This window comes from Vibrio gazogenes, assembly GCF_002196515.1.
Taxonomy (GTDB): domain Bacteria; phylum Pseudomonadota; class Gammaproteobacteria; order Enterobacterales; family Vibrionaceae; genus Vibrio; species Vibrio gazogenes_A.
Genome location: NZ_CP018835.1, coordinates 2,646,598 through 2,660,707, shown reverse-complemented (window position 1 = coordinate 2,660,707; position 14,110 = coordinate 2,646,598). Strand labels below are relative to the sequence as shown.

General features: G+C 45.0%; 12 protein-coding genes. 2 read left to right on the top strand and 10 right to left on the bottom strand.

The genetic code is table 11. From position 1 onward, the window contains the following. Nucleotides 1–9 precede the first annotated feature (9 nt). The 3 genes from ileS to murJ form a co-directional block, all read right to left on the bottom strand. Nucleotides 10–2,871: an isoleucine--tRNA ligase gene (ileS, locus tag BSQ33_RS12110; RefSeq protein WP_021020687.1), complete on the bottom strand. Its 2,862-nt coding sequence runs from the start codon at nucleotides 2,869–2,871 to the stop codon at nucleotides 10–12. A gap of 61 nt (nucleotides 2,872–2,932) precedes the next feature. After that, the gene (gene ribF, locus BSQ33_RS12105) at nucleotides 2,933–3,868 is read right to left on the bottom strand and encodes a bifunctional riboflavin kinase/FAD synthetase (protein WP_088134171.1); all 936 of its coding nucleotides are present in this window, start codon (nucleotides 3,866–3,868) and stop codon (nucleotides 2,933–2,935) included. 178 nt (nucleotides 3,869–4,046) lie between these two features. Next, nucleotides 4,047–5,564, bottom strand: coding sequence for a murein biosynthesis integral membrane protein MurJ (gene murJ / locus BSQ33_RS12100; RefSeq protein ID WP_420070634.1), 1,518 nt, complete (start codon nucleotides 5,562–5,564; stop codon nucleotides 4,047–4,049). Nucleotides 5,565–6,056: 492 nt separating this feature from the next. Here murJ and rpsT point away from each other — a divergent pair, with 492 nt between their 5' ends. Next, nucleotides 6,057–6,317: a 30S ribosomal protein S20 gene (rpsT, locus tag BSQ33_RS12095; RefSeq protein WP_021020689.1), complete on the top strand. Its 261-nt coding sequence runs from the start codon at nucleotides 6,057–6,059 to the stop codon at nucleotides 6,315–6,317. 80 nt (nucleotides 6,318–6,397) lie between these two features. Here the strand turns inward: rpsT and BSQ33_RS12090 are convergent, their stop codons facing one another. After that, complete coding sequence (locus BSQ33_RS12090; protein ID WP_021020690.1) at nucleotides 6,398–6,691, bottom strand: ArsR/SmtB family transcription factor; 294 nt, start codon at nucleotides 6,689–6,691, stop codon at nucleotides 6,398–6,400. A gap of 192 nt (nucleotides 6,692–6,883) precedes the next feature. Beyond that, nucleotides 6,884–7,774, bottom strand: a complete 891-nt coding sequence (gene nhaR, locus BSQ33_RS12085; RefSeq protein WP_021020691.1) for a transcriptional activator NhaR — start codon at nucleotides 7,772–7,774, stop codon at nucleotides 6,884–6,886. Between the two features lie 189 nt (nucleotides 7,775–7,963). On the opposite strand from nhaR, the gene BSQ33_RS12080 reads away from it, so the two are divergent. Next, entirely contained in the window at nucleotides 7,964–8,797 is an 834-nt protein-coding gene (locus tag BSQ33_RS12080; protein WP_088134170.1) for a thymidylate synthase, read from the top strand. An 89-nt stretch (nucleotides 8,798–8,886) separates the two neighbouring features. On the opposite strand, the gene BSQ33_RS12075 is transcribed toward BSQ33_RS12080, so the two are convergent. From BSQ33_RS12075 to rppH, 5 genes are read right to left on the bottom strand one after another with little or no spacing between them, the layout of a single operon-like run. Continuing rightward, nucleotides 8,887–9,621, bottom strand: coding sequence for a hypothetical protein (locus BSQ33_RS12075; RefSeq protein ID WP_088134169.1), 735 nt, complete (start codon nucleotides 9,619–9,621; stop codon nucleotides 8,887–8,889). A gap of 37 nt (nucleotides 9,622–9,658) precedes the next feature. Next, nucleotides 9,659–10,465 carry a prolipoprotein diacylglyceryl transferase gene (lgt, locus tag BSQ33_RS12070; RefSeq protein WP_021020694.1) on the bottom strand — a complete coding sequence of 269 codons (807 nt, stop codon included), beginning with the start codon at nucleotides 10,463–10,465 and terminating at the stop codon, nucleotides 9,659–9,661. Nucleotides 10,466–10,513: 48 nt separating this feature from the next. Beyond that, the gene (locus BSQ33_RS12065; RefSeq protein ID WP_021020695.1) at nucleotides 10,514–11,308 is read right to left on the bottom strand and encodes a sulfite exporter TauE/SafE family protein; all 795 of its coding nucleotides are present in this window, start codon (nucleotides 11,306–11,308) and stop codon (nucleotides 10,514–10,516) included. A gap of 19 nt (nucleotides 11,309–11,327) precedes the next feature. Then, nucleotides 11,328–13,574, bottom strand: coding sequence for a phosphoenolpyruvate--protein phosphotransferase (gene ptsP / locus BSQ33_RS12060; RefSeq protein ID WP_021020696.1), 2,247 nt, complete (start codon nucleotides 13,572–13,574; stop codon nucleotides 11,328–11,330). Nucleotides 13,575–13,576: 2 nt separating this feature from the next. Next, nucleotides 13,577–14,095, bottom strand: a complete 519-nt coding sequence (rppH, locus tag BSQ33_RS12055) for an RNA pyrophosphohydrolase (protein ID WP_027694250.1) — start codon at nucleotides 14,093–14,095, stop codon at nucleotides 13,577–13,579. Nucleotides 14,096–14,110 lie beyond the last annotated feature (15 nt).

Sequence of the window (14,110 nt, the reverse complement as noted above, 5' to 3'; positions counted from 1 at the left end):
GTCGACTGATTATGCAAATTTACGGACTTCGCCAGCACCTTCGATATTAGAGACACAGCGACCGCAAATGTGTTCATGTCCGGCAATCGTACCGACATCATCCGTATGGTGCCAGCAACGTTCACATTTCTCTGCTTCAGTCGCTGAAACCATGACAAACAAACCATCAATCTCGGTACTCTGCGCTTGTTCCGTTTTCTGCGAAACCGGTTGAACAACGGCTTTCGAGGTCAACAACACAAAACGGAGTTCATCTTCAAGTCGATTCAGTTTATCTGCCAGCTCACCATCAACGTACAGCGTTACTTCCGCTTGTAATGAACCACCGATGATCTTCTCACTCCGCGCTGTTTCCAGCAACTTATTGACGACACCACGGACATCTTGAATGCTACTCCAGAATGCGTGATCCAAAGACTCACCATCCTGCAAATCGAAAAGGCCTTCGTACCATTCTTCAGCGAAGACAAACGGATGACGTGTTGCACCGTTTGCTTGTAGTTCTGGCATTTCACGCCAGATTTCATCCGCAGTGAATGACATAATCGGTGCCATCCAACGAACCAAAGCTTCAACGATGTAGAATAATGCTGTTTGACAACTTCTTTGTGCATGTCCGCCGCACTTGGCAGTGTATTGACGGTCTTTAATCACATCGAGATAGAAAGAACCCATTTCAATCGAACAGAAATGCATTAAGCGCTGAACAACAGCATGCGTGTTATATCCATCATAAGCTTTGATGATTTCTTGCTGGGTTGCGAGCGCACGAGCGACAGCCCAGCGATCCAGTGCAACCATCTCTTCCATCGGAACAATATCTGTTGCCGGATTAAAGCCGTTCAGGTTCGCCAAGAAGAAGCGGGATGTATTACGAATCCGGCGATATGCATCCGCAGAACGCTTCAAAATCTCATCAGAAACGGCAACTTCACCGGTATAATCCGTAGAAGCAACCCACAACCGTAAAATATCTGCACCCAATTTATTGACGACGTCTTTCGGGGCGATGGTGTTGCCGATCGATTTAGACATCTTACGACCTTGTCCATCTACCGTGAAACCATGCGTCAACACTTCTCGGTATGGTGCTTTGTCTTTCATCGCAATCGATGAGATCAGCGAAGACTGGAACCAGCCGCGATGTTGATCGGACCCTTCCAGATACATATCCGCCTGTGCACCGTGGAACTCTTCACGGGAATCGACAACTGAATAATGAGTCACGCCAGAGTCAAACCAAACATCCAGCGTATCCAATACTTTTTCATACTGCTGCGCGTCATCACCCAACAGTTCTGCAACATCCAGATCCCACCATGCCTGAATACCTTTTTGCTCTACCCGTTGAGCAACCTGCTCAATCAGCGCAGAAGAATTCGGATGTAATTCAGACGTCTCTTTATGTACAAATAGTGCAATTGGTACACCCCACGTTCTTTGCCGGGAAATACACCATTCAGGACGACCTTCAACCATACTTTGAATACGGCCTTCACCCCAATCTGGCATCCATTTGATACCTTTGATTGCTTCCAGCGCTTTGTGGCGCAATCCCGCCTGATCCATCGACACAAACCACTGTGGTGTCGCGCGGAAAATAATCGGTGTCTTATGGCGCCAACAATGAGGATAGCTATGTTCATAAGCATGATGATGTAACAGCGCGCCTTTTTCTTTCAGGACTTCAATCACTGTATCATTGGCTTTAAACACGTGCTGACCAGCAAACAATTCAGTATCCGGCAGATAAACACCATTTGATCCCACAGGGTTTGCAACTTCCAGTTGATACTTCTGACCAACAACAAAGTCTTCCTGACCGTGGCCGGGCGCGGTATGCACCACTCCAGTCCCTGAATCTGTCGTAACATGATCGCCCAAAATAGCAGGCACAGTGAAATCATAGAACGGGTGATGGAAGCGGGTTAATTCTAAATCCGCTCCGCTTGCAAACCCTAGATGATGGAAATGTTCAATCCCGGCACGATCCATCACATCTTTGGCCAGCTCGGAAGCAACAATAATCCGCTCAGCCTGACGCCCTGTTGCTTCATCCGCTTCAATCTGAATCAAAACATATTCCAGATCATCGCGTAAACAGACAGCACGGTTTGCCGGCAAGGTCCATGGCGTTGTCGTCCAGATGACGATAGAGAGATCGCCATCGCCTTCATGCCCTTGATTTAAAGTGAATTTAGACAACAGCGCCGGTACATCAACCGCTTTGAAACGTACATCAATTGATGGCGATTGTTTATCTTTATATTCAACTTCGGCTTCGGCAAGGGCACTGCCACAATCAGTACACCAGTGAACCGGCTTAAAACCTTTGAGCAGATGCCCGTTATCAGCAATTTTGCCTAAAGCACGGATAATGTTCGCCTCAGTGGCAAAATCCATCGTGAGATAAGGTTTATCCCACTCACCAAGGATGCCGAGACGTTTAAAGCTCTCTTTTTGTCCTTCAACTTGGCCGGCAGCATACTCACGACATTTTTCACGAAATTCAGCGGCCGTGACTTTTTGTCCCGGTTTGCCCACTTTCTTTTCAACCATCAACTCAATCGGTAATCCGTGACAGTCCCACCCCGGAATATAAGGAGAGTCAAAACCGGAAAGCGTTTTGGATTTGATAATAATGTCTTTAAGAATCTTATTCAGAGCGTGACCAATATGAATATCACCGTTGGCGTAAGGAGGGCCATCATGTAATACGAAAGATTTTTTGCCTTTTTTAGCTTTACGGATAGCACCGTAAAGGTCCTCTTGATACCAACGTTTCAGCATATCCGGCTCGCGTTGCGCCAGATTGCCACGCATTGGAAACCCTGTTTCAGGTAAATTCAGGGTATCTTTATATTCACTCATCGATTCTTAATTCCGTTATACTGGGCGAAGTTAGACATTATGTCAGCCGAATATATCTCGGCTAACCCTCATACTGAAGCAACCACACCCTTGCAGCTTCAGCATCCAATTCTATTTGTTGTTTCAATGCTTCAAAGGAATCAAATTTATGCTCCCCTCGAAGTTTATGTAAAAGTGCGACTTCTAACTGTTTACCGTAAATATTGCCATGAAAGTCAAACAAATGAACTTCCAGTTGCTGACGAACACCGCTCACCGTTGGTCGGTGGCCGATATTTGCAACACCATTAATCGGTGTTTCAGTCAGCCCAGAAACCTGCACGGCATACACCCCGGAAACAGGTGAAACACATCGTTTCAACGGGATATTTGCAGTCGGAAAACCAATCGTACGTCCGAGCTTCCGCCCATGAGACACTCGGCCGCTGATACTGTAATGACGCCCAAGCATCTCTTTGGCAGCGGCAAGCTCATCATGCGCCAATGCCTCACGAATCGCAGTACTACTGACCCGCAGGCGATCAACACAGAAACTTTGTGTACTAACCACATCGAAACCGAATTTCTCTCCGGCTTGTTGCAACATCGCAAAATTACCGCGCCGTTGCCGACCAAAACAAAAATCATCGCCAATGACAAGAAACTTAACACCCAAGTGCTTGACCAACAAGTCATGAATAAAGGTTTCTGCATCTAACTGAGCAAATTGATGATCAAAATTAACACAAAGCAGGCGATCAATGTCGAGTCGACTCAACTGCACAAATTTATCGCGCAGGCGTGTCAAACGAGCCGGAGCATGATGTTGATTAAATAGCTCCATCGGCTGTGGTTCAAAAGTCATCACCATCGATGGAACACCCAATACACGGGCTTGTTCTGACACTAACCGCAGTACCTGTTGATGTCCGAGGTGGACACCATCAAAATTCCCGATTGTCAGCGCACAACCGTGGTGCTGAGTACGTATGTTATGAATACCTCGGATTAATTCCATATCGGACGTTTAAAACCTATGATTCAATTCTCTGGTGATGAAACCGACGGATTATATAACCTCAGCTCAGGAGAAGAAAGTCAATCAAGCCAACAAATGCGTTCCACATCCTGCTTTAATGATGTGACTGTCTCACAGAAAGACCAACTTTCCCCAATATAAACACGCGAGGCTACACCTACTGGGTCACTCGGATATCTTTCAACCGAATCCCGCTGATGAGGCTGACGCCCCCATAAATACAGGCACCGGACACGATCAACCCTGCCAACATAAGCGCCCGTTTTAACGTCCCCCACTCAGCCCAAGTCGCCAGATGGTCTGCTCCCAACGCAAGACATACACTCATGATGAGACTGGCAACAAAAATCCGGCCAATAAATAGAATGGTCGAACGCTGCATCCGATATACAGCGGCTAAATGTAGTCCTCGATATAGTAAGGACATGTTGACAAATGCTGACAATGCAGTCGCCATTGCCAAACCGACATAACCGAAAAACCAAGCAAATACAGCATTAAAAAACATGTTGGTGACCATTGCCACAATCCCATATTTGACGGGCGTTTTAGTATCTTGACGAGAGTAGTATCCCGGAGCCAGTACTTTGATCAACATAAAACACAGTAGACCGGAAGCGTATGCCTGTAGCGAAAGCGCAGCCTGCTGCACATCGACTAAAGTAAACTCACCACGCATAAACAAGACCATAATCATCGGTTGAGCTAACACGATCAAACCAAGCGTGGCAGGGATTCCCAACAGACAAACCATCCGGACCCCCCAATCCATTGTATTCGCAAATCCGATAGGCTCAGCATCGACATGCTTTCTTGATAATGCCGGCAAAATCACGGTAGCAATGGCGATACCAAATAATCCGAGCGGAAATTCCAACAAGCGGTCCGAATAATACAGCCAGCTAATTGACCCTGTTTGCAAAAAGCTGGCGATAAAGGTATCAAACAATAAATTGATTTGACTAACAGACACACCGAATAGCGCCGGGATCATCAAGGTTCTGATTTTTCGTACTCCGGGATCATTCCATCCCCATTTCGGCCAGACAAAAACACCAGCTTTAATCAGAAAAGGTAACTGAAACAGAAATTGAACCAGTCCACCGAGAAATACGCCACAAGCTAAACCAATCTCTGGTTGTGCCAGTCGAGGGGAAATCAACAGTGCTGAACCAATAATCATCACGTTCAGAAATACCGGCGTGAATGAAGAAACCGCAAATTTACCCAACGTATTTAAAATCGCACCAGACAACGCAACAAAGGTGATAAACCATAAATAAGGAAATGTAATTTTGAGAAGTAAGCTAGCCAGCTCAAACTTTGCGGCTGACGGTCCGCCATGTAACCAATCGAGGAACCAACCAGCCCCGAAAACAGCCGTCACAACACTAGACCCAAGAACCCCCAACAACGTGACGATCGAAACGAGAACGCCCAACGTCCCCGAAGCCCGGGCAATTAACAGGCGTGTTTTGTCCATATCCCCCTGAGCGTGATATTCGGTCAATACGGGGACAAAAGCCTGTGAAAAAGCGCCTTCAGCAAATAAACGGCGTAAAAAATTGGGGATTTTATTGGCAAAGAAAAACACATCGGCACTCGCACCGGCCCCCATAAGATTCGCAACCACGATATCTCGAAATAATCCTAAAACACGCGAGAGCAGTGTCATGGTACTGACAATCAGTCCAGACCTGAGAAGACGTTGACTCACCGTTACCTCTATTTATATGTCAAATCGCATCCGAGATAATCCCGGTGACTTTACTGATATAGCAGGATGAAAAGCATCGCGCTGGCTTTATCCGGCGTGCTGAAAATACTTTCTGCCTGTGTGCAGTTTTTTAACGTAGAATGCGCTGCTTTTCAAATCATAGTTGTGTCAACAATATGTCGATTGATTCAAACCGAACGATACAACATCACGCTTGTACAGAGACATATAAACACCAAAAAAGATGACGATTGAAAGAGCAGATTAAGTATTAGCATTCAAAAAAGAATGCTGTTAGAATCCCCGCCATCTTAACCGCGAATGTCCAACGATACCAAAAATGTTTTGGTCCGTTGTGTTTTTGCACAAATGAATTGACATTTTTAGGTAAATAAGGGATAGTTCCCGCCCTTAAAATGTCACTGAACTAAAGTTTTTGGGAGTAGACCCTTGGCAAATAGTAAATCTGCTAAGAAGCGCGCTATTCAGGCGGAAAAAAATCGTCAACACAACGCGAGCCGCCGCTCAATGATGCGCACTTATATGAAAAAAACTGTCGCTGCTATTAAAGCTGGCGACAAAGAAGCTGCAACTGCTGCACTAACTGAAGCAACACCAATTCTTGATCGTATGGCAACAAAAGGCCTGATCCACAAGAATAAAGCAGCTCGTCATAAAGCTCGTTTTGTTGCTGCAATCAAAGCGCTGTAATGCATTAATTGCTTCATACAAAAATAAAAAACCGACATTTTGTCGGTTTTTTTATTTCTCTGATATCAATCAACGCCTGTTTACGAACAATAAAGACGATACAACAACTCGATCATTTCTTTCACTTCATGACTACTGAGCGAATAGTAAACCGTCTGCGCTTCTTTCCGCGTCGCAACTAATTTCTCCCGACGGAGTAACGCCAAATGTTGCGATAATGCAGACTGACTCAACTCAAGCTTCTCACTCAACTCACCTACTGAAAATTCCTGTGCTAACAGTAAACATAATATCTGGAGGCGTCTCTCATTCGCCATTGCTTTGAGCAATACAACGGCTTTAGCTGATTTTTGTTCCATTTCCTGAAGATTCACGAAAGGCTCCCTTTATGGACAGGTTCATTTCATACATAGCGGCTACAACCCTGCAGCCTTACAAAATCACTCTACTTTCTGTTCATTCACCGCGATTAATGGTTATTATTTTCGCTACGGCATCACAAAACTTGTACTTATATAATAAGCAAGTACTAGATATTAAAGCAATTACTCATGGAAAAGAACCAATTATACTGATAAATAACTAAAATCTTCACTACATATACGTTTCACAGCCGGATGTTGAATCATCCGCTCAGCAAAGATAACGAAATATTCTTCCTTCAACTCATCAATTATATCGATCAAATGTATCGGCAAATCACCATTCCCTCCCTCTGTATAGAGTGACGGTGCTAAAAAAATGACCTCTCGATGTTCTCTGGCGAAGGCTTTCATCAGCGCGACATCATCAAACTCCCCCATAATATTAGGTTGAATGCCCTGGCTATCAAACCAGTGCATCACACTTCTTCCCATTGCGGTCCGACTCCCCGGAATTAGTATTTTTCCACCAGACAAGCATTCAATGAGTGAGCGCTCTTGAGGCATCGTATATGAGAAAAAGCACATTTGATTTTCCCCCAGCTTTTTACTAAATAAACCGGGACTACGAGCAGAATCCACTGGGCAATCAGACAGAATCATATCCAGTTTATGCTGCGAAAGCTGCTCAAGCAGCAGCTCATGTGTCGATTCAAAGCAACGCAAATGAATATGTTCATCTTCAGGAACGGCGCACGACAAAATCTTACTGACGATCTGTTTAGAAATGGCATCAGCAACCCCAACATCGAGTAATAGATTTGCCCGCTGACTATAGTTGACGATATCGAGCATCTCATAGCTCAAGCCATACATACGATCTGCATATTTATAAACCAGCTGTCCCAGCTCTGTCGGTTCAACCCGTCGCCCAGCACGTTTCATCAACTGACCATCCATACGTGCCTCAAGCGCTTTAATCTGCCCGGTCACTGTTTGTGGTGTCAGGAATAAAGCTTGGGCGGCTTTCGTGACCGATCCTTGTTTACAAACCATCCAAAAATAATATAAGTGATTGTAATTCAAATGAGACATATACCCAGACCATCAATCAGATTCAATTTAGAGTAGTACAGCGTATTCTATCATCAGCATGATCGAAATGATCGTCGTTTTCAATCTATAGCATCGATATATCCGAACATAAAAATATCTTCGATACTGCCCCTTACAAGTCTTCGGGAAATTCATTAAACTGATAAAAAATTCGTGAATAGGCAAGTTATGAAGCAGTACATTGCATTATTGGAAGATATTCTGGAAAACGGTGATGTCAAAGGTGATCGTACCGGCACCGGTACACTTTCGGTGTTTGGCCGTCAAATTCGACACAACCTCCAAGAGGGTTTTCCTCTCATTACAACCAAGAAGCTCCACTTCAAAAGTATCGCAAACGAATTAATTTGGTTCCTGAGTGGCGACACCAATACCAAATGGCTCAAAGCGAATGGTGTTTCGATCTGGGATGAATGGGCGACGGAAGATGGTGACTTAGGCCCGATCTATGGCAAGCAGTGGACAGCATGGCCAACACAATCAGGTGAGAGTATCAATCAAATCGATTATGTCGTGGATGCTTTAAAAAATAATCCCAACAGTCGCCGTATTCTATTCCACGGCTGGAATGTTGAATATTTACCGGACGAGTCCATGGCGCCTCAAGACAATGCCAGTCAGGGGAAAATGGCACTCCCACCCTGTCATTTGCTATATCAGTTTTATGTCTCAAACGGCAAGCTCTCTGCACAATTATACATTCGTAGCTCAGACAGCTTCCTCGGGTTACCTTATAACATTGCCTCATTGGCGTTGCTCACCCATATGCTCGCCCAACAATGCGATCTGATACCTCATGAAATTGTGGTCAGTTTTGGTGATTTACACGCGTATTCGAATCATATGGAACAAATTAAAACACAGCTCACCCGAGAGCCACGACAGTTACCGGAATTGCGCATTTCACGCCACCCCGAGTCGATTTATGACTATCGTTTTGAAGATTTCGAAATCGTTGGCTATGACCCGTATCCATCGATAAAAGCCCCCGTCGCAATATAACGACACAAGGCCTTCGACCAATAACTTAAGTCGAGGGCCTTTACTTGAGAATGTCTCAGCAAGTGCCCCCAAATACGCCTCATCCCCAACTAGCTTTCGACCGGACTAACAACGCCATGGGCATCAATTTGTTCCCCAACCCATACGAATAAACGGCCCAGAAACTGGTAAACCGCCTCTTCATACTCGTGTACAGGGTAGTCTAAGAGAATCATCGAAAGCCCCTCCTTATCGGCAAAACGAGGAAAAGCAGCCAAAGTACTATCAACCTGATAGAGATGTTTGATTTTATTGTTAACGACCCGAAGTTCATTAACGGTGTCGTAATGCGTGAGCAAATTCAGTGTCAAACCAAATTCATGATAAGCATTTTCGATCAAATCCCATCGATAAGGCGGATTCACCGTTGATGCTTCAACGCCGGATAAATTGGATTTCAGCAGCACATACGCCCGCTTAGAGAATTGCTCGACAATAGCCCACAAACCGATAATGGCTGATTCATCAGCAAGGTTTTTGACTCGCTGTACATCCATATCATTTGAACCAATAAATTGAGAAGCACGATACTGAAGATATTCTCGTTCTTCATCATCATCTGTCACTTCAAGCTGTGCCTTAACCTTCGCAGAAAAATGATTCAATGCTTCACATTTGCGGTTTAGTTCTTGATAAGCGACTTCATGAAACAGACAAAAATTATCGATCCTTTCGCCCAATTCAACACTCAAACTATGCGTTTTATAATGACAAGTATCAAACGGGGCTCTCGCATCCCCGGTCATATGTCTCGATAACTTCGTCTTTAATGCGTTTAAAGCCATTTAGCCAACCTAATAATCATTATTCTAAGATGTCGATTTATTGTGCTGACACACCTGAATGACGACGATAAGCCCAAACCATCAACAGTGCCCCGGCTAGAATCATCGGTAAAGAAAGAATTTGCCCCATCGAGATGAATCCGGCAAACAAGCCCAGTTGTGCATCCGGCTCTCTGAAATACTCAACAAATGTGCGGCATGCACCGTAACCAATCAGAAATAGTCCGGCAACCGAACCCGCTGGACGAGGTTTGCGAATAAAGAGGTTCAGGATGATAAACAAGAGGACACCTTCCAAAAAGAACTCATACAACTGGGAAGGATGGCGTGGCAGTGGCCCCGCACCGGGAAAAACCATTCCCCAAGGCACATGTGTCACTCTTCCCCACAACTCCCCATTCATAAAATTCCCTAAACGCCCCATCGCAAGTCCGAATGGAACCAGTGGTGCGACGAAGTCCGCAACGGCAAAAAACTGGCGATGATTGCGCCTTGCATACCAGAACATTGCCGTAATCACACCGAGTAAACCACCATGGAAAGACATCCCTCCGGTCCAGACCTTAAACAGATATAATGGATCGGCCAGAAAATATTCAAATCCATAAAACAGGACATAGCCTACACGCCCGCCAATCACCACACCTACAAATCCGGCAAACAAAAGGTCAGAAACCTGCTCTCTCGTCCACCCGCTGCCTTCCTTATCTGCTCTTCGGTTCGCAAGCCAAGTCGCAAAGAGGAACCCTAGCAGATACATAACACCATACCAACGGATCGAAAGTGGTCCAATGGAGACTAAAACAGGATCAATATTCGGAAAGTGCAGGAATTCCTGAGACATAAATCATTACTCTTTATTCAATATAAAATGGTTTATGACATACCACGCTCAGCGCAGCAACATATAAACAGATATAAACATCAGAAAAACAGAAAACACTTTTTTCAATACTGATGTCGGTAACTCACTCGCTAACTTGGCTCCGACTTTGGTCGTAAATATCGACGCACAGGAAACAAACAGCAAAGCAGGTAAATAAACATACCCGAGACTAAATTCAGGCAGGTTTTTCACTGAAAAACCGTGCCAGATAAACCCCACCATACCAGACAATGCAATCACACAGCCACAGAGTGATGATGTGCCAACTGCCTTACGCATTTCTACGCCATGTTTGTTGAGATAGGGCACCGATAGCGCCCCGCCACCGATACCAGCCAAACTGGCAATCATACCAATTAAGCTTCCACTCAATAACATCGCACCTTGCCCGGGCATCGGTTTCGTAACCTGCTGACGAATCGAGAGAAACATTTGTATCGCCAGAAAAAAAACAATCATCCCAAATACTTTGGGCAGGTATCCGCTCGGCATCTCGTCAGCAAGCGTCGCGCCAATCAATCCTCCGGCAACAATTCCGGGCGTCAGCCATTTCACGGCTAATAAATCGATATTGCCATAGCGTAAATGATTCAAGGCCGAAGAGCCGGAGGTCAGAATAATACAGGAGAGAGAGGTTGCCAAAGCCACTTGCATCGCGATATCAGGTGCGATGCCGATATGAGGAAATAACAATAACAGGGCCGGAACAATAATTAAGCCACCACCGATACCCAATAGCCCAGCCATCACGCCGACAAAAGCACCTAACACAATCAACAACAAGACAAAAGTGATGGTCACGCTCGTTCCTTACATTAATTTAATGTTTACCGGCGCGGATAAAGCCAGCAAAACCGAACTCTTCAAAATAAGTCCGCATCATACTATAAATATCATGACCATAGCTTTGCATCAGTGCTTGCGATGCAAGTTTTTCCAGCGTTTTGACTTCTGAATGACGAATGAGGTATTTCACTTTCGCAACGTTCGCGGTGTTCATACTCAATGTCTGATACCCCATACCGATCAGAAGCAATGCCCCTATCGGATCCCCTGCAAGCTCACCACACACACAGACATTAATCTGATGCTGATGGCACACATCAGAGATATGCTTTAACGCCATCAAGACTGACGGATGCATGGATTCATAGACATCAGCAACTCGGGCATTGTTCCGATCAACCGCTAATAAATATTGTGTCAGATCGTTTGTTCCCACTGAAATAAAGTCAACCCGATCAGCCATCTGAGGTAAAAGGTAAATCATCGATGGCACTTCAAGCATAATCCCGATTGCAGGCATTTTCACTCGGTCATCCACTGCCGAGACTTCCATAAATGCTTGTTCAATAAAAGCCAGCGCATCATCGAGTTCTTTCATGCCAGAAATCATCGGTAACAAAATACCCAGATTACTCGTCTCTATACTGGCTTTGAGCATTGCCCGAAGTTGAATCAGAAAAATATCCGGATGATCAAGTGTGAAACGGATACCACGCCACCCTAAAAATGGATTATCTTCTTCAATTGGCAGATAAGGTAAAGGCTTGTCACCGCCGACATCTAACGTTCTCATCACAACCATCTTGTCGGGGTGCGAGCATAGAACCTGACGATAAATTTGAGTCTGTTCTTCTTCGGAAGGAAAACGATTCTGTAATAAGAACGAGATTTCGGTCCGGTACAAACCGACACCATCCACCCCTTGATTCACTGCGGTATTGTTTTCGGTATTCAGCCCTGCATTCAGCAAAATATTGACCGGATATCCATCGCTCGTAATCGCTTTCTCAGCAAGGCTTTGATTGACCATTTCGGACAACTCACCTTCTTCTTCCATCAGCTCTTGGTATTCGGCCAGAACCTCAGAATCCGGTGAGATATGAATGAAGCCACTGTAACCATCGACAATCGCTAATTGATTATTAATTTCTTTAAAATTTAAGGAAACGCCCATGATGGCAGGAATTCCCAAGGCTCGGGAGAGAATCGCAGCATGGGAGTTAGCAGCACCTTCGAGTGAGACCACCGCCAAGAGTTTATCTTTTGGAATACTGGCCAGAATTGAGGCGGTTAATTCTCTGACAACAAGAATGATCGGCTTTTCCAGCGCCAACTCATCCTGTTCACTGTTGTACAAAAAGTACAACATCCGCTGCCCGAGCTCCCGGACATCTTGAGCTCTTTCTCGCAGGTAAACATCCGACATTTGGGAAAAGCGTTCGACATATGCCTCAACCACCTGACGTAAGGCCCAGTCCGCTCGATCACCTTTGAGGATCTGCTCTTTCAGATCTTTACGTAACATCGGATCATTGAGTAAATGGGTAAACAGATCAAAAATAGCCAGCGTTTCTTTGTGAATGTCACCATCCAATTTCTTACGCATTCGCCGAAAATCGCTCAGAGCCATTTCAACCGCTCTGGATAACCACTCCTGTTCTTTCTTGACGTCGAGCGTCGATGCTGGCAAAACATTCTCTAGCTCCGGTTGAGAGTTATCCCACCAGAACTCACCAATAGCGACCCCCGGAGACACCCCAATACCACGCACGACCGGTTGTTGTTTTGCCAGAGACCAAAGACCTTGAGACTGCGCATGGGCGACCAAAACAGCTAACTGAGCTGAAAGCGTCACCATAAAGGATTCTTCGATTTCACTAAATTGACGGGGAGAACGTTGCTGGACAACCAAAACGCCCAGCACTTGTTTGCGGTAAATAATAGGGGCACCTAAAAAGCTTTGGTACACCTCTTCGCCAAGTTGTCTGAAGTATTTGAAGCTAGGATGTTTAGAGGCTTCGGCCAGATTGATCGGTTCAGCAGAACGTTTAACTAATCCGACCAACCCCTCGTCAAAACCGATATGTATTTTGTTGCCTTTAAATTTCAGCCCTTGCGTCGCTATCAATTCAAGGCGTAATTTTTCTTCATTAGCGAGATAAATCGTGCAGCATTCAGTATTCATTGCTTCACAGGTTTGTTGCACCAGAATATCAAAGGCCTGATGAACATCTTCAACTTTTGAAACCTGTTCCATAATGTCCCGAAGCTGAGAGAGCATGTTTATCCTCTTTTCCCTTTCCGTTTACCTTTTACTTTCCGTGCTTTAAATGGCATCGCAATAGAGGCAAACTCTTTCATTGCTCGCCGATAAACATCGCGTTTAAAGGAAACAACCTGCCTTACCGGATACCAATAACTCACCCAACGCCAACCATCAAATTCAGGGGTTACTCCACGCTGCATGTTAATTTTAGACTCATGACACTCTAAACGCAGAAGAAACCATTTCTGTTTTTGTCCAATACAGACAGGTTGAGAATCCCAGCGTACCAATCGTTTGGGAAGTTTGTACTTTAACCAATGACGACTAGAACCAATGACCTTCACATCCGTTTTTGTTAAACCAACCTCTTCGTATAACTCTCGGAACATCGCTTGTTCCGGAGTTTCACCATGATCAATTCCGCCCTGAGGGAATTGCCAAGAGTGTTGTCCGTATCGTTTCGCCCAGAATACCTGACCATGGTTGTTGCAGATTACAATTCCGACATTCAGTCGATAACCATCGCCATCTATCACTGGCAAACCTCTAAT

What these genes read in the sequence shown, in the direction of transcription:
- ileS (WP_021020687.1), bottom strand. Translation starts at nt 2,871, where the DNA reads ATGAGTGAATATAAAGATACCCTGAATTTACCTGAAACAGGGTTTCCA.
- ribF (WP_088134171.1), bottom strand. Translation starts at nt 3,868, where the DNA reads ATGGAATTAATCCGAGGTATTCATAACATACGTACTCAGCACCACGGT.
- murJ (WP_420070634.1), bottom strand. Translation starts at nt 5,564, where the DNA reads ATGACACTGCTCTCGCGTGTTTTAGGATTATTTCGAGATATCGTGGTT.
- nhaR (WP_021020691.1), bottom strand. Translation starts at nt 7,774, where the DNA reads ATGTCTCATTTGAATTACAATCACTTATATTATTTTTGGATGGTTTGT.
- BSQ33_RS12080 (WP_088134170.1), top strand. Translation starts at nt 7,964, where the DNA reads ATGAAGCAGTACATTGCATTATTGGAAGATATTCTGGAAAACGGTGAT.
- BSQ33_RS12075 (WP_088134169.1), bottom strand. Translation starts at nt 9,621, where the DNA reads ATGGCTTTAAACGCATTAAAGACGAAGTTATCGAGACATATGACCGGG.
- lgt (WP_021020694.1), bottom strand. Translation starts at nt 10,465, where the DNA reads ATGTCTCAGGAATTCCTGCACTTTCCGAATATTGATCCTGTTTTAGTC.
- ptsP (WP_021020696.1), bottom strand. Translation starts at nt 13,574, where the DNA reads ATGCTCTCTCAGCTTCGGGACATTATGGAACAGGTTTCAAAAGTTGAA.